The organism is Curtobacterium sp. MCSS17_016 (assembly GCF_003234255.2).
Taxonomy (GTDB): Bacteria; Actinomycetota; Actinomycetes; order Actinomycetales; family Microbacteriaceae; genus Curtobacterium; species Curtobacterium flaccumfaciens.
Genome location: NZ_CP126254.1, coordinates 1,584,973 through 1,605,852 on the forward strand (window position 1 = coordinate 1,584,973; position 20,880 = coordinate 1,605,852).

General features: G+C 70.6%; 16 protein-coding genes. All 16 read left to right on the forward strand.

Going from position 1 to position 20,880, the window contains the following annotated elements:
- The first annotated feature begins 14 nt into the window (after positions 1 to 14).
- The gene (locus DEJ19_RS07575) at positions 15 to 1,661 is read left to right on the forward strand and encodes a Mur ligase family protein (RefSeq protein ID WP_071405414.1); all 1,647 of its coding nucleotides are present in this window, start codon (positions 15 to 17) and stop codon (positions 1,659 to 1,661) included.
- Complete coding sequence (locus DEJ19_RS07580) at positions 1,658 to 3,166, forward strand: UDP-N-acetylmuramoyl-tripeptide--D-alanyl-D-alanine ligase (protein ID WP_111233504.1); 1,509 nt, start codon at positions 1,658 to 1,660, stop codon at positions 3,164 to 3,166. Before DEJ19_RS07575 ends, DEJ19_RS07580 begins: the two co-directional genes overlap by 4 nt.
- Positions 3,163 to 4,266, forward strand: coding sequence for a phospho-N-acetylmuramoyl-pentapeptide-transferase (gene mraY, locus DEJ19_RS07585; protein WP_071405416.1), 1,104 nt, complete (start codon positions 3,163 to 3,165; stop codon positions 4,264 to 4,266). The genes DEJ19_RS07580 and mraY overlap by 4 nt, the downstream gene beginning before the upstream one ends.
- 4 nt (positions 4,267 to 4,270) lie before the next feature.
- The gene (gene murD / locus DEJ19_RS07590) at positions 4,271 to 5,806 is read left to right on the forward strand and encodes a UDP-N-acetylmuramoyl-L-alanine--D-glutamate ligase (RefSeq protein ID WP_111233505.1); all 1,536 of its coding nucleotides are present in this window, start codon (positions 4,271 to 4,273) and stop codon (positions 5,804 to 5,806) included.
- Positions 5,769 to 7,034: a putative lipid II flippase FtsW gene (ftsW, locus tag DEJ19_RS07595; protein WP_071405418.1), complete on the forward strand. Its 1,266-nt coding sequence runs from the start codon at positions 5,769 to 5,771 to the stop codon at positions 7,032 to 7,034. Before murD ends, ftsW begins: the two co-directional genes overlap by 38 nt.
- Positions 7,031 to 8,128, forward strand: coding sequence for an undecaprenyldiphospho-muramoylpentapeptide beta-N-acetylglucosaminyltransferase (gene murG, locus DEJ19_RS07600; RefSeq protein WP_071405419.1), 1,098 nt, complete (start codon positions 7,031 to 7,033; stop codon positions 8,126 to 8,128). Before ftsW ends, murG begins: the two co-directional genes overlap by 4 nt.
- The gene (murC, locus tag DEJ19_RS07605) at positions 8,125 to 9,546 is read left to right on the forward strand and encodes a UDP-N-acetylmuramate--L-alanine ligase (protein ID WP_111233506.1); all 1,422 of its coding nucleotides are present in this window, start codon (positions 8,125 to 8,127) and stop codon (positions 9,544 to 9,546) included. Before murG ends, murC begins: the two co-directional genes overlap by 4 nt.
- Positions 9,543 to 10,931, forward strand: a complete 1,389-nt coding sequence (locus DEJ19_RS07610; protein WP_111233507.1) for a cell division protein FtsQ/DivIB — start codon at positions 9,543 to 9,545, stop codon at positions 10,929 to 10,931. Before murC ends, DEJ19_RS07610 begins: the two co-directional genes overlap by 4 nt.
- 146 nt (positions 10,932 to 11,077) lie before the next feature.
- Positions 11,078 to 12,238 carry a cell division protein FtsZ gene (ftsZ, locus tag DEJ19_RS07615; protein ID WP_027465251.1) on the forward strand — a complete coding sequence of 387 codons (1,161 nt, stop codon included), beginning with the start codon at positions 11,078 to 11,080 and terminating at the stop codon, positions 12,236 to 12,238.
- Between the two features lie 7 nt (positions 12,239 to 12,245).
- The gene (locus tag DEJ19_RS07620; protein ID WP_111233508.1) at positions 12,246 to 12,968 is read left to right on the forward strand and encodes a YggS family pyridoxal phosphate-dependent enzyme; all 723 of its coding nucleotides are present in this window, start codon (positions 12,246 to 12,248) and stop codon (positions 12,966 to 12,968) included.
- Between the two features lie 41 nt (positions 12,969 to 13,009).
- Entirely contained in the window at positions 13,010 to 13,594 is a 585-nt protein-coding gene (locus tag DEJ19_RS07625) for a cell division protein SepF (protein ID WP_111095408.1), read from the forward strand.
- A gap of 68 nt (positions 13,595 to 13,662) precedes the next feature.
- The gene (locus tag DEJ19_RS07630) at positions 13,663 to 13,959 is read left to right on the forward strand and encodes a YggT family protein (protein ID WP_084741074.1); all 297 of its coding nucleotides are present in this window, start codon (positions 13,663 to 13,665) and stop codon (positions 13,957 to 13,959) included.
- Positions 13,960 to 14,144: 185 nt separating this feature from the next.
- Positions 14,145 to 14,825: a DivIVA domain-containing protein gene (locus DEJ19_RS07635; protein WP_071405424.1), complete on the forward strand. Its 681-nt coding sequence runs from the start codon at positions 14,145 to 14,147 to the stop codon at positions 14,823 to 14,825.
- Positions 14,826 to 14,827: 2 nt separating this feature from the next.
- Positions 14,828 to 15,514 (forward strand): signal peptidase II, encoded by a 687-nt coding sequence (lspA, locus tag DEJ19_RS07640; protein ID WP_258377423.1) that lies wholly within the window; start codon positions 14,828 to 14,830, stop codon positions 15,512 to 15,514.
- Positions 15,511 to 16,440: an RluA family pseudouridine synthase gene (locus tag DEJ19_RS07645; RefSeq protein ID WP_111233509.1), complete on the forward strand. Its 930-nt coding sequence runs from the start codon at positions 15,511 to 15,513 to the stop codon at positions 16,438 to 16,440. The genes lspA and DEJ19_RS07645 overlap by 4 nt, the downstream gene beginning before the upstream one ends.
- A 960-nt stretch (positions 16,441 to 17,400) precedes the next feature.
- Complete coding sequence (gene dnaE / locus DEJ19_RS07650; protein ID WP_071245757.1) at positions 17,401 to 20,880, forward strand: DNA polymerase III subunit alpha; 3,480 nt, start codon at positions 17,401 to 17,403, stop codon at positions 20,878 to 20,880.

Below are 20,880 nucleotides of genomic sequence, written 5' to 3' on the forward strand. Positions count from 1 at the left end.
GGAAGAAGGAACACTTGTCCGCACGGATCCCCCCGGTCCTCCGACCCGAACACCCGACCCCGAGGGCCGTCTCCGAACTCGCCAACGCGTTCGGTCTGCGAGTCGTCGGCTCGGTCGACAGCATCGAGACCACCGGTGTCACCCTGAGCGCCACCGAGGTGCAGCCGGGTGACCTGTTCGTCGGCGTGCACGGTGCGAACCGGCACGGCGCACAGTTCGCGACGGAGGCCGCCGAGCGCGGCGCCGTCGCCGTCCTGACCGACCAGGACGGCGTCGCACTGGTCGAGCCGTCCGGGCTGCCGGTGCTCGTCGTCGACGACCCCCGCGCCGCCCTCGGCGACGTCGCGGCGTGGGTCTACCGCACGCACCCCGACGAGGCCACCGACCTGCCGCAGCTGTTCGCCGTCACCGGCACGAACGGCAAGACGAGCACGTCCTACATCCTCGAGGGCATCCTCAAGCAGCTCGGCCTGGTCACCGGCCTGAGCTCGACCGCCGAGCGCCACATCGGTTCGCTCAGCGTGACGAGCCGCCTGACCACGCCCGAGGCCAGCGAGATGCACGCGCTCCTCGCCCGCATGCGCGAGAGCGAAGTCCGCGCGGTCGCCGTCGAGGTCAGCGCCCAGGCCCTCAGCCGGCACCGCGTCGACGGCATCGTCTTCGACGTCGCGGCCTTCACGAACCTGTCGCACGACCACCTCGACGACTACGCCGACATGGAGGAGTACTACCAGGCGAAGCTCCCGCTGTTCCAGCCCGAGCACGCCCGTCGCGGCGTCGTCTCGCTGGACACCGACTGGGGCCACCGCGTGGTGCAGGACTCCCGCATCCCGGTCACCACGATCACCGTGCACCCCGACGTCGAGGCTGAGTGGCACGTCGACATCGTCGAGGCGCACGCCGCCTACACCGAGTTCCGTCTGACCGGCCCCGAGGGCCGCGAACTGACCACCCGTGTGCCGCTGATCGGATGGCACATGGCGGCGAACGCGGCACTCGCGATCGTCATGCTCGTCGAGGGCGGCTTCGAGCTGGGTGCCATCGCGCACGCGCTGGAGAGCAACCACCGCCGCTACCCCGACGAGGACGACGCGAGCGAGCGTGACGGCGAGACCCACCGCGTCTCCGCCATCGAGTGCTACCTGCCCGGCCGCACCGAGCGTGTCTCCGGCGAGCACGGCCCGAGCGTCTACGTCGACTTCGGCCACAGCGCCGACGCCTTCGAGAACACCCTCGCCGCGGTCCGGCAGTTCACCTCCGGCAAGGTCCTCATGCTGTTCGGCGCCGACGGCGACCGCGACACCACGAAGCGCGGCGACATGGCCCGCGTGGCCGCGGCCGGCAGCGACATCCTCGTCGTCACCGACCACCACCCCCGCTTCGAGGACGCCGCGTCGATCCGGAAGACCCTGGTCGACGCCGCACGTGCGGCGTACCCCGACCACGAGATCCACGAGGTCAGCCCGCCCGAGGCCGCCATCCGCACGGCCGTGAGCCTGGTCGGCGAGGGGGACTCGATCCTCTGGGCCGGCCCTGGTCACCAGGACTACCGCGACATCCAGGGCGTCCGCACGCCGTACTCCGCCCGCGACGAGGCCCGCGTGGCCCTGCGCGAGGCCGGCTGGGAGCCGAACTCCGGTCCGGCGGAGGACGTCCGATGATCGCCATGACCCTCGCCGAGATCGCCACCGCGGTCGGCGGCGAGCTGATCGGCGGCGCGCAGGCGACCGACGTCGCCGAGCCCGGCGACCTGGTCGTCGAGGGCTCGGTCGAGACCGACTCCCGCCTGGTCCGCCCCGGCAGCGTCTTCTTCGCCCTGCCCGGTGAGGTCACCGACGGCCGACGCTTCGTGCCCGCAGCGGTCGACGCCGGTGCCGCCCTGGTGATCACGCCCGACCGCGTGGAGACCACCGCGCCGCAGATCGTCGTCGCCGACGGGTACGAAGCCCTCGCCGCGCTCGCGCACGAGGTCGTCACGCGCGTGCGGATGAGCACCGCGGACCGCGTCGACGCCGACGGTCGCCCGGCACCCCTGCGGGTCGTCGGCATCACCGGCTCGAACGGCAAGACGAGCACGAAGAACATGCTCCGCACGATCCTCGAGCAGCACGGTGCGACCGTCGCGCCCGAGGGCTCGTTCAACAACCACGTCGGCGCACCGATCTCGATGCTCCGCGTCACCTACGACACCCGGTACCTGGTGGTCGAGATGGGCGCGAGCGGCGTCGGTCACATCGCCAAGCTCGTCTCGATCGCAGAGCCCGACCTCGGCGTCGTCCTCAAGGTGGGCCTCGCGCACGCCGGCGAGTTCGGCGGCATCGAGGCGACGCAGCGCGCGAAGTCCGAGATGGTCACCGACCTGCCCGAGACCGCCACGGCGCTGCTCAACCTCGACGACGACCGCGTCGCGTCGATGCGCGACCTGACGGCCGCGCGGGTGGTGGGCTTCGGCACGTCGGCCGAGGCCGACTACCGCATCACCGGCATCGAGACGGACCGCAGCGGCACCCGCTTCACCCTCACCGCGCCTCCCCTCCGCCCCGAAGGCGACCGTCCGACGGATGCGACCCTGTCTGGAGGCCCGGATCACGTCGACGTGCGCCTCGCGATCCTGGGTGAGCACCACGCCATGAACGCGTCCGCCGCGCTCACCGTGGCCCACCTGTGGGGCGTCCCGCTCGCCGACGGCGCCGCGGCGCTCGCGTCGATGACGCGCGCCGAGCGCTGGCGCATGGAGCTGCTCCAGGGCGGCCCCGAGGGCGTCACCGTCATCAACGACGCGTACAACGCGTCGCCCGACTCCACCGCGGCGGCGCTGCGGACCCTGGCGCAGATCGTGCGCCCGGGGGAGCGGACCGTCGCCGTGCTCGGTGAGATGGCCGAGCTCGGTGAGTACTCCGTCGAGGAGCACGACCGCATCGGTCGGCTCGTCGTCCGCCTCGGTATCGGACAGCTCGTGGTCGTCGGCCGCGGCGCGATGCCCATCCACCAGGCCGCCACCCTCGAGGGATCGTGGGACGGCGAGTCCGTGTACATCGAGGACGTCGACGACGCCGTCCGTGCCATGCAGGAGATGCTCCGCCCCGGCGACGTCGTCCTCGTCAAGTCCTCGAAGTCTGCCGAACTGCGATTCCTCGGCGACCGCCTCGGAGGTGTCACCGAATGATCGCGCTCCTCATCGCCGGCGCCACGTCGCTGGTGTTCACGTTGCTGCTCACCCCGTCCTTCATCAAGCTCTTCCACCGTCTCGGGTGGGGGCAGTTCATCCGTGACGACGGTCCGCAGTCCCACCACACCAAGCGCGGGACCGCCACCATGGGCGGCATCGTGCTGATCATCGGTGCGGTGATCGGGTACTTCGTCGGCCACCTGATCGGAGGCGACTCGATCACGCTGTCCGGGCTGCTCGTGCTGTTCCTGATGGTCGGGCTCGGGTTCGTCGGCTTCATCGACGACTTCCTCAAGGTGCGCCGTCAGCGGAGCCTCGGGCTCGGCGGCTGGGCCAAGATCCTCGGCCAGGTCATCGTCGGCGTCATCTTCGCGACGATCGCCCTGGTCGTGCCCACGTCGAACGGCAAGCCGCCGGCGTCCACGATGATCTCGGCGATCCGCGACGTGCCGTGGCTCGACTTCATGGCGCTCGGCACCGTCATCGGCACCGTGCTGTTCCTGGCCTGGATCGTCCTGCTGACGGTGTCCACGTCGAACGGCGTGAACGTGGCCGACGGGCTCGACGGCCTGGCCACCGGGTCGAGCATCCTGGCGATCGGCTCGTACGTCATCATCGGCTTCTGGCAGTCGAACCAGATCTGCGGCGGGGCACGGCTCGACTCGAACACCGCACACGCCTGCTACACCGTCTCGAACCCGCTCGACCTCGCCGTGGTCGCGGCCGCGGTCTGCGGTGGGCTCATCGGGTTCCTCTGGTACAACACCTCGCCGGCGCAGATCTTCCTCGGTGACACCGGGTCGCTCGGCCTCGGCGGTGCCCTGGCCGGCCTCGCGATCCTCAGCCGCACCGAGCTGCTGCTCATCCTCATCGGTGGCCTGTTCTTCATCGTCACCGGCTCCGTCATCCTGCAGCGGGCCTACTTCAAGATCACCCACGGCAAGCGCATCTTCCTGATGAGTCCGCTGCACCACCACTTCGAACTGAAGGGGTGGGCCGAGGTGACCGTCGTCGTCCGCTTCTGGATCATCGCCGGGCTCTTCGTCGCGGCGGGGGTCGGACTCTTCTACCTCGAATGGATCGCACGCGTTGGTTGACCCGGTGTCCTCGCCGTCCCGCCTCCAGTCCCTCGACAGCTGGTACTCCGAGGGGTGGAAGGGACTCAACGTCGCCGTACTCGGCCTCGGTGCCACCGGCTTCTCGGTCGCCGACACGCTCGTGGAGCTCGGCAGCGAGGTGACGGTCTACTCGTCCGACGCCCCCGCCGACAGCGTCGAGCTGCTCGACGTGATCGGTGCCCGGTTCCTGCAGGCGCCGCTCGACACCGTGCCGGACGCCCTCGTGCAGCAGGCACCCGACGTGGTCATCGTGTCGCCGGGGCTGCCCCCGCACAACGCCACCGTGCAGTGGTCGGTGACGAACAGCACCGTCTGGGGCGACATCGAGCTCGCCTGGCGCGTGCGCGACAAGGTCGTCCGCGGCCCGGTCGCGGCCCCCTGGATCACGATCACGGGCACGAACGGCAAGACCACGACGACACAGCTCACGACCGCGATGTACGAGGCCGGCGGCCTGCGCGCCGTCGCGTGCGGGAACATCGGCGTGCCGGTGCTCGACGTCGTCCGCGACCCGGTCGGCTACGACGTGCTCGTCGTCGAGCTCTCGAGCCACCAGTTGCACTACGCGGCGACCTCCGGTGACGGCGCCGTGGTGCCGCTCGCGAGCGCCTGCCTGAACATCGCCGACGACCACCTGGAGTGGCACGGCTCCGCCGAGGCGTACCGCGCGGCGAAGGCCAAGGTCTACGAGCGCACCGTGATGGCGTGCGTCTACAACACCTCCGACGAGGCCACCCGGCAGATGGTGCAGGAGGCCGACGTGGTGGAGGGCTGCCGTGCGGTCGGCTTCACCCCCGGCGTCCCCGCTCCCGGTGACGTCGGCATCGTCGAGGACGTCCTGTGCGACCGGGCCTTCAACGAGGACCGCCGCAACAGCGCGCTCGAGCTGTCGACCATCGCCGACCTCGAGGCCGCCGGGCTCGCCAGCCCGCACATGACCATGAACGTCCTGGCCGCCGCTGCCCTGGCCCGTGCCGGCACCGTCCAGCCGAGCGCCATCCAGTCGGCCGTCCGGGCGTTCCGCGCCGACCACCACCGCACCGAGCTCGTCGCCCAGGCGGACGGCATCACCTGGGTCGACGACTCCAAGGCAACGAACCCGCACGCCGCCACCGCGTCGCTCGCGTCGTTCGACACCGTGGTGTGGATCGTCGGCGGTCTGTTCAAGGGCGTCGACGTCGACGGGCTGGTCGAGCGCTTCGGCCCCGGCGTCCGCGCCGTCGTGGTCATCGGCACCGACCGGTCCCCGGTGCTCGAGGCATTCGCGCGACACGCGTCCACGGTCCCGGTGCTCCAGGTGGAGACGACGGACACTGATCAGGTCATGCGCGAGGCGGTCCGGCATGCCGCATCGGTCGCGAGGCCGGGCGACACCGTCCTCCTCGCCCCGGCGGCGGCGTCGTTCGACCAGTTCGGCTCCTACGCCGACCGGGGGCAGCGTTTCGCGGCCGCGGTCAACGAGCACCTGGGAGGAGAAGTCGATGGCGACGACACCGACGGATCTTCCGAACAGCCGTAACGGCCGGACCGCGACGACCCCACGACGGACGAACGGCGCGATCGTCGCCGTCAAGAACGTCTTCGTCGCGGAGTCCAGCACCTTCTACACGATCCTCGGCGTCACGCTGTTCCTCGTCGTCTTCGGCGTCGTGATGGTGCTGTCCTCGTCGAGCGTCGAGGAGTACGCGGCGACCCACGACTTCTTCGGGGCGGCGTCCCGCCAGGGCCTGTACGCCGTGCTCGGCGTGCCGCTCATGCTCATCGCCAGCCGGGTCCCGACCCGGATCTGGCGGAAGTGGGCGATGCGGCTGCTCGGTGCGGCGCTCGTCTTGCAGCTGCTCGTGTTCACCCCGCTCGGCATCGACATCCAGGGCAACCGGAACTGGATCGAGCTCGGGTCGTTCACCGCGCAGCCGTCCGAGGTCGTGAAGCTCGGCCTGGTGCTCGGCATCGGCGCCATCATCTACGTCAAGCGGGACAAGCTCGACGACTGGAAAGAGGTGTTCATCCCGATCGGGATCGCCTCGATGCTCTCGCTCGGGCTCGTCGTCCTCGGCGGTGACCAGGGCACCGCGATGGTCATGCTCATCCTGGTGTTCGGCGCGCTGTACATCGGCGGCGTCCGCGCCCGGCACCTGCTCGTCGGCCTCGGTGCGTTCGCCGTGATGCTGCCCTTCGTGACGATGGCCTCGGCCTCGCGCTCGACCCGCATCAGCGCCTGGCTGTCGGGATGCACCGACACCAGCCAGTACCAGGACATCTGCTGGCAGCCCGTGCACGGCATGTGGGCGCTCGCGTCCGGCGGTGTGTTCGGCGTCGGCCTCGGCAACTCGAAGGCGAAGTGGTCGTGGCTGCCCGAGGCGGACAACGACTACATCTTCGCGATCATCGGCGAGGAGCTCGGCCTGATCGGCGCCGTCGTGGTGCTCAGCCTGTTCGTGGTGCTCGCCGTCGGCATGATCAAGATCATCCGGCAGTCCCGCGACCCCTTCGTGAAGACCGTCACCGGTGGCATCCTCGCGTGGATCATCGGCCAGGCGCTCATCAACATCGCGGTCGTCCTCGGCCTGCTGCCCGTGCTCGGTGTGCCGCTGCCACTCATCTCGGCCGGTGGTTCGGCCCTCATCATGACCCTGGTGGCGATCGGCGTCGTGCTCTCCTTCGCCCGTGACCTGCCCGGCAAGAACGACCCCGGCCTGACGAACGCCCCACTCGGCCGGACCTCCACGAACGGACCACTGCGGTGAGCAAGTACCTCTTCGCCGGCGGCGGCACCGCCGGCCACGTCAACCCCCTGCTCGCGGTCGCCGACCGGCTGACCGAGCGGGAGCCGGGCGCCGAGGTGCTCGTGCTGGGCACCGCCGAGGGCCTGGAGTCCCGTCTCGTCCCGATGCGCGGCTACGAGCTGCTGACGATCCCGCGCCTGCCGTTCCCGCGGAAGCTGAACGGAGCCGCCCTGCGCTTCCCGCAGCGGTTCGCGGCGGCGGTCAAGCGGACCGAGCAGATCATCCGCGACCACGAGATCGAGGTGGTCCTCGGTGTCGGTGGCTACGCGGCCGCTCCGGCGTACATCGCCGCCCGCCGCACCGGCACCCCGATCGTCGTGCACGAGCAGAACGCGAAGCCCGGGCTCGCGAACCGCCTCGCCGCGTTCCTCACCGAGCACGTCGGCCTCACCTTCTCGAACACCCGCCTCCGTCACGGCCGCGTCGTCGGCATGCCGCTCCGTCGCGAGATCGAGTCGCTCGACCGCCGTGCTGTCCGGGCCGAGGGGCTCGCCGAGTTCGGGCTCGACCCGGACCGTCCCGTGCTGCTCGTGACCGGTGGCTCCTCGGGCGCACGGAGCATCAACCGGACGATCAACAAGTCCGCCGCCGCGATCGTCGGAGCCGGCTGGCAGGTCCTGCACGTCGTGGGCGCCGCGTCGGACATCGGCCCGAGCGACCTCGACGGCTACCACGTGCTGCCCTACTGCGACCGGATGGACCTGGCGTACGCGGCGAGCGACTTCGTCGTGTCGCGGTCCGGTGCCGGCATGGTGTGCGAGCTGACCGCCGTCGGGCTGCCGAGTGTGCTCGTGCCGTACCCGGTGGGCAACGGTGAGCAGCGCCACAACGCGAAGGACGTCGTCGACGCCGGGGGAGCCGTCCTGGTGGCCGACGGGGAATTCGATCAGGACTGGGTGACGTTCCAGCTGCTGAGCATCCTGCAGGACCGCTCCCGCATCGCGGACATGACCGTCCGGGCGGGCAGCGTCGGCCACCGCGACGGCGCCGACCGGATGACCGACCTGGTCCTCGACGCCGCGAAGCAGGCCCCCAGCACCACGGAGGAACGATGACCATCAAGCCGGACCTGACCCAGCCGATTCCGAACGACCTGGGCACGGTGCACTTCGTCGGCATCGGCGGCGCGGGGATGAGCGGGATCGCGCGGATGTTCCTCGCCGCCGGGCACCGCGTCACGGGCAGCGACTCCCGCGAGACGGAGACGACCGTCACGATGCGCGACCTCGGGGCGACCGTGCACATCGGTCACGACGCCGCGAACGTCGGCCAGGCCGACACCATCGTCGTCACGAGTGCCCTCTGGCCCGACAACCCCGAACTCCTCGAGGCGCAGCGCCGCGGTCTGCCGGTGCTCCACCGCTCGCAGGCCCTCGCCGCCCTGATCGCCGAGCACCGCCTGGTCGCGGTCGCCGGTGCGCACGGCAAGACCACCTCGACCGGCATGATCGTCACCGCGATGGTCGAGCTCGGCCTCGACCCGAGCTTCGTCAACGGCGGCGTCATCCAGTCCCTCGGCACGAGTTCGGCCCCGGGGTCCAGCGACCTGTTCGTGGTCGAGGCCGACGAGTCCGACGGCTCGTTCCTGCTCTACGACGTCGCCGTGGCACTGATCACCAACGTCGACGCCGACCACCTGGACCACTACGGCAGCGAGGAGGCCTTCACCGAGGCCTTCGTCGAGTTCGCCGCGAAGGCGAGCGAGCGCGTCGTCATCTCGAGCGACGACGCCGGCGCGAAGACGGTCACGGCCGGCATCCGCCAGCGCCCGGACGCCCCCGAGATCGTCACGTTCGGCGAGGCCGTCGACGCGGACGTCCGCATCGAGGGCATCACCGAGTCGGCGGGCGTCGAGGTCGACTTCCGCGCCGGTGGCGAGGCGTACCACCTGACCCTCCGCGTGCCCGGCCGCCACAACGCGATCAACGCCGTCGGCGCCTTCGCGGTCCTGACCGGACTCGGCGTCGCCCCGGCCGACGCGGTCCGCGGGCTCGAGGCGTTCGGTGGCACCCAGCGCCGCTTCGAGCTGCACGGCGTCGAGCGCGGCGTCTCGGTCTACGACGACTACGCGCACCACCCGACCGAGGTCGCCGCGGCGCTCAAGGCCGCCCGTAACGTCGTCGGTGACGGTCGCATCATCGCGATCCACCAGCCGCACCTGTACTCGCGCACCCGCCTGATGGCCGGCGACTTCGCCAAGGTGTACGAGGAGCTCGCCGACCACACGGTCGTGCTCGACGTCTACGGCGCCCGCGAGGACCCGGAGCCCGGCGTGACCGGTGCCCTGGTGCAGGAGCGCTTCGCCGACCAGTCGCGCGTCGAGTTCCTGCCCGACTGGGACGAAGCGGCGGCCCGCGCGGCCGCGGTCGCCCGTGACGGCGACATCATCATGACGCTCAGCTGCGGCGACGTGTACCGGATCATCCCGCAGGTGCTCGGCGCCCTGGGCACCGACGGAGCGTCGTCCCGGTGAAGCGCCCCGAGGGGTTCGACGAGGGGGACGCCCGCAGGGACGCCCCGGCCGAGGCTGCGGAAGCGCCCCGGCAGCGTCGTGGTCCCTCGAAGCCGCGGCTGCCGTTCCGCGGACGAGTCGCCGACGACCGGGAGGCCCGTCCCGCGTCCGCCCCGGACGCCCCGGTCGACGAGGCCCCGGCCTCCACCACCCCGGCCATCGCTCCGGCACCCGGTCCCTCCGGATCGCGCCCCCCAGCGGTCGATGCGCCCTCGAGCATCGGGGCGCGACGACCGTCCGCGGGCGCGGATCCGACCACCGATGCCGCCGACTCGACGCGCGACCGCGTCGGCGCCCTCGCGGGCGCGGCCGGCCGTCGCGTCGGCGCCGGCTTCGGGGCGGTCGCCGACCGCCTGCGCGAGTACACACCGGACGAGGACCACCGCGATCCGCGCCCCGACGCGGGCAACGCGCCCCGAGGAGACGGGGCGCGACGACCGTCCGGGGGCGCGGCGGGCAGTGCACGCGACCGCGACGCGACCGTGACCGACGTGCTCGACGCAGGCAGTGCCTCCCGGACCGACCAGCACGCCGAAGCGCCCATCGGGGCGCGGGTGCGCGCTGCCGAGACCGCCCGCGAGGCGCGCATCGCGAAGCGGCGCCGCCGGCTGCTCGAGCGTGCCGAGGTCCGCCGGTTCACGCGGCGCAGCCGGCACCGCCGCGCCGCGTGGATCACGGCGGCGAGCGTCGTCCTGGTGCTCGGGGTCTCGATCCTCGTCGCGGTGTTCTCCCCGCTGATGGCGCTCCGCACGATCGAGGTCAAGGGCACGAACCGTGTCGACGAGTCTGCGCTGCGCCAGGCGCTGTCCGACCAGATCGGCACGCCCCTGGCCCGGCTCGACTTCGACGCGATCAAGCGGGACGTCGCCGGGTTCCCGCTCATCGAGAGCTACGTGACCGAAGAGGCCCCGCCGCACACGCTCGTCGTCACGGTGACCGAGCGAACGCCGGTGGTCGCGGTGCGCTCCGGCAGCACCTTCGACCTCGTCGACCCCGCGGGCATCGTCGTCCAGTCGTCGCCGAAGCGCCCGGCGACCATGCCGCTCGCCGACATCGCCCGTGCGCGCCTGGGGTCCTCGAGCTTCCGCACCATGACCGAGGTCGTGCTGGCGCTGCCCTCGACGGTCCGGTCCCAGGTGACGCGCGTCGCCGGGTCGACGGCAGACGACGTCACCCTGACGCTCAAGGACGGCGGGACCGTCGTGTGGGGGAGCCCGGACGACTCGGACGCGAAGGCCGAACTGCTCGCCGCACTGGTCAAGGACCACGCGGCGCGGAACCCCGGCGTCGTCGTCGAGTACGACGTCTCGGCACCGGACAACGGCGTGATCCGCGCCGAGGACTGAATTGCCGGACCTGATCGGCGACACGCGGCGTGGCGGGGCGACACTGCGCCGAACGCACCCGTAGCGTCGGAGCCAGCACCACATCTACCAGCATTGCCCCTGAACTTCAAGTAGAGGTTGAGGGTTCTACCGGAGGCCTGACTGACGTGACCACGAACCACAACTACCTCGCCGTCATCAAGGTCGTCGGTGTCGGCGGCGGCGGCGTCAACGCCGTCAACCGCATGATCGAGCTCGGTCTCCGTGGGGTCGAGTTCATCGCGATCAACACCGACGCCCAGGCACTGCTGCTCAGCGACGCCGACGTCAAGCTCGACGTCGGCCGCGAGATCACCCGCGGCCTCGGCGCCGGCGCGGACCCCGAGGTCGGCCGTCGTGCCGCCGAGGACCACGCCGAGGAGATCGAAGAGGCCCTGGCCGGTGCCGACATGGTGTTCGTCACCGCGGGCGAGGGCGGCGGCACCGGCACCGGTGGCGCACCGGTCGTCGCGCGCATCGCGAAGTCCATCGGCGCACTGACCATCGGTGTCGTCACGAAGCCCTTCAGCTTCGAGGGCAAGCGCCGCCAGTCCCAGGCCGAGAACGGCGTCGCGGGCCTCAAGGACGAGGTGGACACGCTCATCGTCGTCCCGAACGACCGCCTGCTCGAGATCAGCGACCGCGGCATCTCCATGGTCGAGGCGTTCGCCACGGCCGACCAGGTCCTCCTGGCCGGTGTGCAGGGCATCACCGACCTCATCACGACCCCGGGCCTGATCAACCTCGACTTCGCCGACGTCAAGAGCGTCATGCAGGGTGCGGGTTCCGCGCTCATGGGCATCGGCTCCTCGCGCGGCGCCGACCGTGCGATCAAGGCGGCCGAACTCGCCGTCGCGTCGCCGCTGCTCGAGGCCTCGATCGACGGTGCGCACGGCGTGCTGCTGTCGATCCAGGGTGGCTCGAACCTCGGCATCTTCGAGATCAACGACGCCGCACGTCTGGTGCAGGAAGCCGTGCACCCCGAGGCGAACATCATCTTCGGTGCGGTCATCGACGACACCCTGGGCGACGAGGTCCGCGTGACCGTCATCGCCGCGGGCTTCGACGGCGGCGAGCCGGCCCAGCAGCAGAAGGAACGTCGCTCGAGCTACGTCGACCCGGAGTCGAGCGCAGCGGCGCCCGTCGCCGCCTCGACCGGCGCGATCGAGGACTCCACCACGTCGAGCCCCTCCTGGGCCTCGCAGGAACACCAGCCGCCGGTGCAGCGCGCCGCCGACCCGGCGTTCGACGACGACGACGAGCTCGACGTCCCCGACTTCCTGAAGTAACCCACCCTTGGTAGCCGACACGCGCCTCCAGGCCTCGTCTCACGACGGTGGACTGGAGGCGCGCGTTGCGTCCGTCAGGAGCGGCATCGCCGACGCGGCGCGAGTCGCAGGGCGGTCACCCGACGAGCTGACGCTCGTCGTCGTCACGAAGTACCACCCGGCGTCGCTCGTGCGCGAGCTCGCCGCACTCGGCGTGACGGACGTGGGGGAGAACCGCCACCAGGAGGCGCAGGCGAAGGCCGCCGAGCTGGCGGACCTCGGCCTGACCTGGCACTTCGTCGGGCAGCTGCAGTCGAAGAAGGCCCGGCAGGCCCGTCGGTACGCCCACGTCGTGCAGTCGCTCGACCGTGGCTCCGTCGTCGACGCGTTCGCCCCGACCGAAGCCGAGCCGGAGCCGCCGGTCATCGACGGCTTCGTGCAGGTCAACCTCACCGACGACCCCGGCCGTGGCGGGGTGCAGCCGGACGACGTCGAGGCGATGGTGGCGCGTGTGCTCGCCACCGGGACCATCCGACTGCGAGGTGTGATGGCGGTCGCGCCCCTCGACGAGGAGCCCCGAACCGCCTTCGCCCGGCTCCGCTCGATCTCCGAACGGGTGGTGTCGCTCGAGCCCGGCGCCACCGACATCTCGGCCGGCATGAGCGGGGACTACGCCGAGGCGATCCTCGAGGGCGCGACACACCTGCGGATCGGCACCGCAATCACGGGAAACCGGCCGCCCGCACCCTAGCCTCGTTGCAGGGCACCACGAGCACGAACCCCGGAGGAACCATGGCCAACCCGCTGAAGAAGACGATGGTCTACCTCGGCCTCGCCGATGAGGAACTCGACTACGAGGACGAGCAGCAGGCCGAGCCCGCGCGCCAGCAGGCAGCCCCTGCTCGCCAGGCCGCAGCGGCTGCTCCGGCGCCCGCCGAACCGCAGGAAGCCCCCGCCGCGGCAGCAGCCCCGACGGCCGCTCCCGCAGCGGCGCCGGCTCCCACCAAGACGCACACCCACCAGCGCGGCGCCCAGGTCACTCCGCTCCGCCGCTCGCACACGACCGCACAGAAGGCGACCCCGGTCCAGGAAATGAACGAGATCCTCACCGTCCACCCGCGCGAGTACAAGGACGCCCAGTCCATCGCCGAGAGCTTCCGCGACGGCATCCCCGTCATCATCAACCTCTCGCAGATGACCGAGGGTGACGCCCGACGCATGATCGACTTCGCCTCCGGGCTGTCGCTCGGCCTGTTCGGCAAGATCGAGCGCGTCACGAACAAGGTCTTCCTCCTGTCGCCGGCCCACGTCGCAGTGAGCGGTGAGCCCGCTGAGGTAGAGTCCGACATCGAGGCGAACTTCTTCGCCCAGTCCTGAGCCGTACCCGGCACACCCGCCCCTGAGCGTCGTCCGACGACGCTCGCCCGAGACGAGCGAGCCCCATCGTGTCCGTGATCCTAGGGATCATCTCCCTCGCGTTGCTCCTGTACTTCTTCGTGATGTGGGGGCGCTTCGCGCTCGACCTCGTGCAGAGCTTCAACCGTTCCTGGCGGCCGCGCGGGGGCATGCTCGTGGTGTCCGAGTTCGTCTACACGGTCACGGATCCGCCCATCCGAGCGGTGCGACGGGTCCTCCCGCCGCTCCGCCTCGGGCCGGTGGCGCTCGACTTCGGCTGGACGATCGTGATGCTCGTCGTCATCATCGCCCGGTTCGTGGTCGCCGCTCTGGCACGCGGTATCTGAGCGGACTCCCGTCCGCGACACGCGCCACGCCCGGCGCAGGTCACGGTTCCGCCCCATCGTCGGTGTACGGTGGTCGGGATCGATGCCCGCTCCGGTGGCGCATCCGCACCGCACGGTACGACTGGTAGATTCGGTCGCACCGCACGCGGTTCCACACGTTCAGCAGTTCTATTGAGGTGACGGCAATGGCTTTGACGCCGGAAGACGTAGTCAACAAGCGGTTCCAGCCGACGAAGTTCCGCGAGGGCTACGACCAGGACGAGGTCGACGACTTCCTCGACGAGGTCGTGGTCGAGCTCCGTCGCCTGACCGCGGAGAACGACGAGCTCCGCCAGCGCCTGCAGGCGGCCGAGTCGGCCCCGCAGCCGGCGCAGGCCGAGCAGCCCGCTCCCGCAGCCGAGCCGGAGCCCACCCCGGCCCCGGTCGAGGCAGCACCGGAGCCCGCTCCGGTCGCCGCGGCGGCTCCGGCCACGACGGTCCCCGCCGACGAGGACACCGAGGGCACCACGAACCTCCTGACCCTGGCGCGTCGTCTCCACGAGGAGCACGTCCGCGAGGGCATCGAGAAGCGCGACGCGCTCATCGCCGAGGGCACGGCCCAGGCGGCTCGCCTGGTCTCCGAGGCCGAGGCGAAGCAGCGCCAGATCATCGCCGACACCGAGAACACGAACCGTCAGCGTGTCGCGGTGCTCGAGCAGGAGCAGCGCCAGCTCGAGGGCAAGATCGACGAGCTCCGGACCTTCGAGCGCGACTACCGTGCGCAGCTCAAGAGCTACATCCAGGGTCAGCTCTCCGAGCTCGACACCTCGGGCGAGCAGTCCGGTCTCACCCCGGCGCCGGCTTCGGCGCAGGGCTTCGGCAACTGACGTTGTCACGACCAGCATCACGAGCGAAGGTCAGTGTCCGCGCAATCGCGGCACTGGCCTTCGCCGCTGTCGTGGTGGTGGCGTTCGACCAGGTCGCCAAGACGCTGGTCGTCGCGAACCTGCCGTACGGCACCCCCGTCCCGGTCCTCGGCGGGGCGTTGCAGTTCTTGTACGTCCGGAACCCGGGGGCCGCGTTCTCGTTCGCGGTGAACATGACCTGGGTGTTCTCGGTCATCTCGGCCGCGGTCGTCGTCGCGATCATCGTGTACTCGCGTCGCATCCGGTCGATGTGGTGGGCCATCGTGCTCGGCATGCTGCTCGGCGGCGCGCTGGGCAACCTGCTCGACCGGCTCTTCCGTGAGCCCGGCTTCGGTCGTGGCCACGTCGTCGACTTCATCTCGACGCCGTGGATGATGCCGGCGATCTACAACGTCGCCGACTCCTTCATCTGCATCAGCATGGTGGTCTTCGTGCTGCTGGTGATCCTCGGCGTGAACCTCGACGGCACCCGCACGCTCTCGGCCAAGCGCCAGGTGCAGCTCGACGCGGCGCAGCCGGTCGATGCGGCGGAGCCGCTCGACGGTGGGGCCGCGTTCTCGTCGACCGACGCGGTTCTCGACGAGCCGACCCGCGCATCCAGGCCGGAGGACCGCGACCGTCGCGACACGCTGGGCCACGACGCCACGTGAGCGAATCGCGTTCTCTTCCCGTGCCCGACGGGCTCGCCGGTGAGCGCGTCGACGCCGCCATCGCGAAGCTCCTCGGCTTCAGCCGGTCGTTCGCGGCCGAGGTCGTCGCCGCCGGTGGCGTCCGCGTCGACGGTGTCCCCGTCGACAAGTCGGACCGGCTGCACGCCGACTCCTGGCTCGAGGTCGAGTGGACCCCGAAGGAGCCGCCGCGCATCGTGCCGGCGGCCGTGCCGGGCATGACGATCGTGCACGACGACGAGGACATCGTCGTCGTGGACAAGCCCGTCGGTGTCGCCGCGCATCCCTCGCCGGGGTGGGACGGTCCGACCGTGCCCGGGGGCCTCGCCGCCGCCGGGTTCACGATCGCGACGTCGGGTGCCGCCGAACGCGCCGGGATCGTGCACCGCCTCGACGTCGGGACCTCGGGCCTGATGGTCGTCGCGAAGACCGAGCTGGCGTACACGCACCTGAAGCGGGCGTTCAAGGAGCGCACGGTCGAGAAGGTCTACCACGCACTCGCGCAGGGCCACCCCGACCCGACCTCGGGCACGATCGACGCCCCCATCGGCCGGCACCCGTCGAGCGACTGGAAGTTCGCGGTCACGTCGGAGGGCAAGCCGAGCGTCACCCACTACGAGACGCTCGAGGCCTTCCGCGCTGCAACTCTGCTCGAGGTGCACCTGGAGACCGGGCGCACCCACCAGATCCGGGTGCACATGGCTGCCACACGCCACCCGCTCGTCGGGGACACGATGTACGGCGCCGACCCGGTGCTGGCGGCCGAGCTCGGGCTGACGCGCCAGTGGCTCGATGCCGTCCGGCTCGGCTTCGACCACCCCCGCACGGGCGAGTGGGTGTCGTTCGAGGCGCAGTACCCGGACGACCTGCAGGCAGCGCTGGAGCAGATCCGGAGCGCGTCGCTCTGACGCGCCCGGGCGCTTGCGCCGAGGGGTCACGAACGGTCGGATGCGGCGCCGCCAGGCGACGCTTTCTGCGCCCGCGGCGGCCTGCCTGCGGCGTGTCCTGCCCTCTCGGCGGGGCGGCCCGCGGGTCCAGACCGCCGCGCCTGGGCGCTTGCGCTGAGTGGTCACGAACTGTCGACTGCGGCGCCGCCAGACGACGCCTTCTGCACCCGCGGCGGACCGCGTGCGGCGTGTCCTGCGCCCGCGGCGGCGCGCGCCGCGCGTGTCGCGACCCGATGCCGGCCTGGAGGCGCGGTGCGGGCCCCGCCCCGCGCCTCCCGTCCGCCCCGCCCGGTCTCTCGAGCCGAGGGGTCACGAAGTGTCGGCTGCGGCGCCGTCAGGCGACGCCTTCTGCACCCGCGGCGGCCCGCGTACGGCGTGTCCTGCCCCCTCGGCAGCGCGCCCCGCGCCTGTCCAGACCGCCGCGCCCGGGCGCTTGTGCCGAGGGGTCACGAACTGTCGGCTGCGGCGCCGCCAGGCGACGCTTTCTGCGCCCGCGGCGGCATGGGTGCGGCGTGTCCTGGCCTCTCGGCGTGGCGCTTCGGGCGTGTCGCGACCCGCTGCCGGTCTGGAGGCGCGGTGCGGCCCCGCCCCGTGCCTCCAGGCCGACGCGCCCGGACCGTTGCGCCGAGGGGGTACGAACTGTCGGCTGGGGCGCCGCCAGGCGACGCTTTCTGCGCCCGCGGCGGCGCGCCTGCGGCGTGTCCGGCCCGCTCGGCGGCGCGCCCCGCGCGTGTCGCGACCCGCTGCCGGACTGGAGGCGCGGTGCGGCCCCGCCCCGTGCCTCCAGTCCGCCCTGACGCGCGCGGGAATGTGGGCGGCCGCGGTTAGGCTGTTCCCACCCCGCAGCACACCGTACGAACCGGAGGTTCCGTGTCGGATTCCGACTCCTTCGTCCACCTGCACGTGCACAGCGAGTACTCGATGCTCGACGGTGCCGCCAGGCTCTCCGACCTCGTGGCGGAGACCGCCGCGCAGGGGATGCCCGCCGTGGCGGTGACCGACCACGGCAACATGTTCGGCGCGTTCGAGTTCTGGAAGGCCGCCAAGGCCGGTGGCGTCAAACCGATCATCGGGACCGAGGCGTACATCACGCCCCGCACGCACCGCTCGGACAAGACCCGTGTGCGCTGGGGTGACGGCGGGGGCGACGACGTGTCCGGCGCCGGCTCGTACACGCACATGACGATGTTCGCCGAGAACACCACGGGCATGCACAACCTGTTCCGGTTGTCGTCCAAGGCGTCGCTCGAGGGCTACTACTTCAAGCCCCGCATGGACATCGAGCTCCTGCAGGAGTACCACGAGGGCATCATCGCCACGACGGGCTGCCCCTCGGGGGAGATCCAGACGCGTCTGCGTCTCGGCCAGTACGACGAAGCGGTGCAGGCCGCCGCCGACTACCGCGACATCTTCGGCAAGGAGAACTACTTCGCCGAGGTCATGGACCACGGCCTCGAGATCGAACGTCGGATCATGAGCGACCTGATCCGTCTGGCGAAGGACCTCGACATCCCGCTGGTCGGCACCAACGACCTGCACTACACGCACGCCCACGACGCCAAGTCCCACGCGGCACTGCTCTGCGTGCAGTCCGGTTCGACGCTGAACGACCCGAACCGCTTCAAGTTCGACGCCGACGAGTTCTACCTGAAGACCCCGGCGCAGATGCGGCACGTCTTCCGCGACAACCTCGAGGCCTGCGACAACACGCTGCTCATCGCGGAACGCTGCAACGTCGAGTTCGACACCTCGGCCAACTACATGCCGAAGTTCCCGGTGCCCGAGGGCGAGACCGAGCACTCCTGGTTCGAGAAAGAGGTCGCGAAGGGGCTGGACTACCGGTACCCGGACGGCATCTCGAAAGAGGTGCAGGACCGCGCCGACTACGAGGTCGGCATCATCAACCAGATGGGGTTCCCGGGCTACTTCCTGGTGGTCGCGGACTTCATCAACTGGTCCAAGAACAACGGCATCCGCGTCGGTCCGGGTCGTGGCTCCGGCGCCGGCTCGATGGTGGCGTACGCGATGCGCATCACCGACCTCGACCCGATCCGGCACGGCCTGATCTTCGAGCGCTTCCTCAACCCGGACCGCGTCTCGATGCCCGACTTCGACGTCGACTTCGACGACCGGCGCCGCGGTGAGGCGATCAAGTACGTCACCGAGAAGTACGGGTCGGAGCGCGTCGCGCAGATCGTCACGTACGGCACGATCAAGGCGAAGCAGGCGCTCAAGGACTCCTCGCGCGTCCTCGGGTTCCCGTTCGGCATGGGCGAGAAGCTCACCAAGGCGATGCCGCCGCCCGTGATGGGCAAGGACATCCCGCTCACCGGGATCTTCGACAAGGACCACCCGCGCTACAAGGAAGCCGTCGACGTCCGTACCGTGGTCGAGACCGACCCCGAGGCGAAGACCGTCTTCGACACCGCGCTCGGGCTCGAGGGGCTGAAGCGCCAGTGGGGCGTGCACGCGGCCGGCGTCATCATGTCGAGCGACCCGCTCATCGACATCATCCCGATCATGAAGCGGGAGCAGGACGGCCAGATCGTCACGCAGTTCGACTACCCGGCAGCGGAGTCGCTCGGCCTGATCAAGATGGACTTCCTGGGGCTCCGCAACCTCACGATCATCAGTGACGCCCTCGACAACATCAAGACGAACCGGGGGACCGAGCTCGACCTCGAGAACATGGGGCTCGAGGACCCCGAGGCGTACGCGCTCCTGCAGCGCGGCGACACGCTCGGCGTGTTCCAGCTCGACGGTGGGCCGATGCGTGGCCTGCTGCGGCTGATGAAGCCCGACAACTTCGAGGACATCTCCGCGCTCATCGCCCTGTACCGCCCGGGGCCCATGGGTGCGAACTCGCACACGAACTACGCGCTCCGCAAGAACGGCGAGCAGCCGATCACGCCGATCCACCCGGAGCTCGAGGAGCCCCTCAAGGACATCATCGGCACGACCTACGGCCTGATCATCTACCAGGAGCAGGTCATGGCCATCGCGCAGAAGGTCGCCGGGTTCTCCCTCGGCCAGGCGGACATCCTCCGCCGCGCGATGGGCAAGAAGAAGAAGTCCGAGCTCGACAAGCAGTACGCGGGCTTCCAGCAGGGCATGAAGGACAACGGGTACTCCGACGCGGCGATCAAGACGCTGTGGGACATCCTGCTGCCCTTCTCCGACTACGCGTTCAACAAGGCGCACTCGGCGGCCTACGGTGTGGTGTCCTTCTGGACCGCGTACCTCAAGGCGCACTACCCGGCCGAGTACATGGCGGCGCTGCTGACGAGCGTCGGCGACGCCCGCGACAAGCTCGCGCTCTACCTGAACGAGTGCCGCCGGATGGGCATCAAGGTGATGCCGCCGGACGTCAACGAGTCGATCGGCTTCTTCGCCGCCGTCGGTGACGACATCCGCTTCGGCATGGGTGCCATTCGCAACGTCGGGTTCAACGTCGTCGACGACATCGTCAAGGCGCGGACCGAGAAGGGCGCCTTCGAGTCGTTCCACGACTTCCTGCGCAAGATCCCGATCTCGTCGGCGAACAAGCGCACGGTCGAGTCGCTCATCAAGGCCGGTGCCTTCGACGAGTTCGGCGACACCCGACGAGCCCTGGTGGAGATCCACGAGGGCGCGGTCGAGGGTGCGGTCAAGGTCAAGCGCGACGAGGCCCACGGCAACGTCGGGTTCGACTTCGATTCGCTCTTCGCCGAGGCAGCCGAGGACGCCCCGAGCGCCGCGGTGTCGCAGGTGCCGGACCGTCCGGAGTGGTCCAAGCGCGACAAGCTCGCGTTCGAGCGGGACATGCTCGGGCTCTACGTGTCCGACCATCCGCTCGCCGGGCTCGAGATCGAGCTCGCGAAGCACCAGTCGATCACCATCGCCGACCTGCTCACCGCCGACGACTCGATCGAGGGCGAGACGGTGACCGTCGCCGGCCTGCTGACGAGCGTGCAGCACCGGGTGGCGAAGACGAGCGGCAACCCGTACGGCATCGTCGACATCGAGGACTTCGGGGGCCAGATCGGCGTGATGTTCCTGGGCAAGACGTACCAGGAGTTCGGCCCGTCCCTGGTGCCCGACTCGATCGTCGTCCTGCGCGGCCGCGTCAACGTCCGCGACGACGGCAAGGCCCTGCACGCGGTGAGCATGTTCCAGCCGAACGTCGGCGACGCGATGGGCTCCGGCCCGCTCACCCTGTCGCTGCCCGAACGCCAGGCCACGACGACCACGGTGACGGAACTCGCCGCCGTGCTCGGCCGCCACCAGGGTGACACCGAGGTGCGGTTGAAGCTGCTCAAGGACGACGTCGCGCGCACCTTCGAGCTGCCGTTCCCGGTGAACCTGACCCCCGACCTGTTCGGCGAGCTCAAGAGCCTGCTCGGACCCCGCTGCCTGGTGTAG

Excerpts from the sequence above, each read along its gene's own strand:
- DEJ19_RS07580 (WP_111233504.1), top strand. The coding sequence starts at position 1,658 with ATGATCGCCATGACCCTCGCCGAGATCGCCACCGCGGTCGGCGGCGAG.
- mraY (WP_071405416.1), top strand. The coding sequence starts at position 3,163 with ATGATCGCGCTCCTCATCGCCGGCGCCACGTCGCTGGTGTTCACGTTG.
- ftsW (WP_071405418.1), top strand. The coding sequence starts at position 5,769 with ATGGCGACGACACCGACGGATCTTCCGAACAGCCGTAACGGCCGGACC.
- murC (WP_111233506.1), top strand. The coding sequence starts at position 8,125 with ATGACCATCAAGCCGGACCTGACCCAGCCGATTCCGAACGACCTGGGC.
- DEJ19_RS07625 (WP_111095408.1), top strand. The coding sequence starts at position 13,010 with ATGGCCAACCCGCTGAAGAAGACGATGGTCTACCTCGGCCTCGCCGAT.
- DEJ19_RS07635 (WP_071405424.1), top strand. The coding sequence starts at position 14,145 with ATGGCTTTGACGCCGGAAGACGTAGTCAACAAGCGGTTCCAGCCGACG.
- dnaE (WP_071245757.1), top strand. The coding sequence starts at position 17,401 with ATGCTCGACGGTGCCGCCAGGCTCTCCGACCTCGTGGCGGAGACCGCC.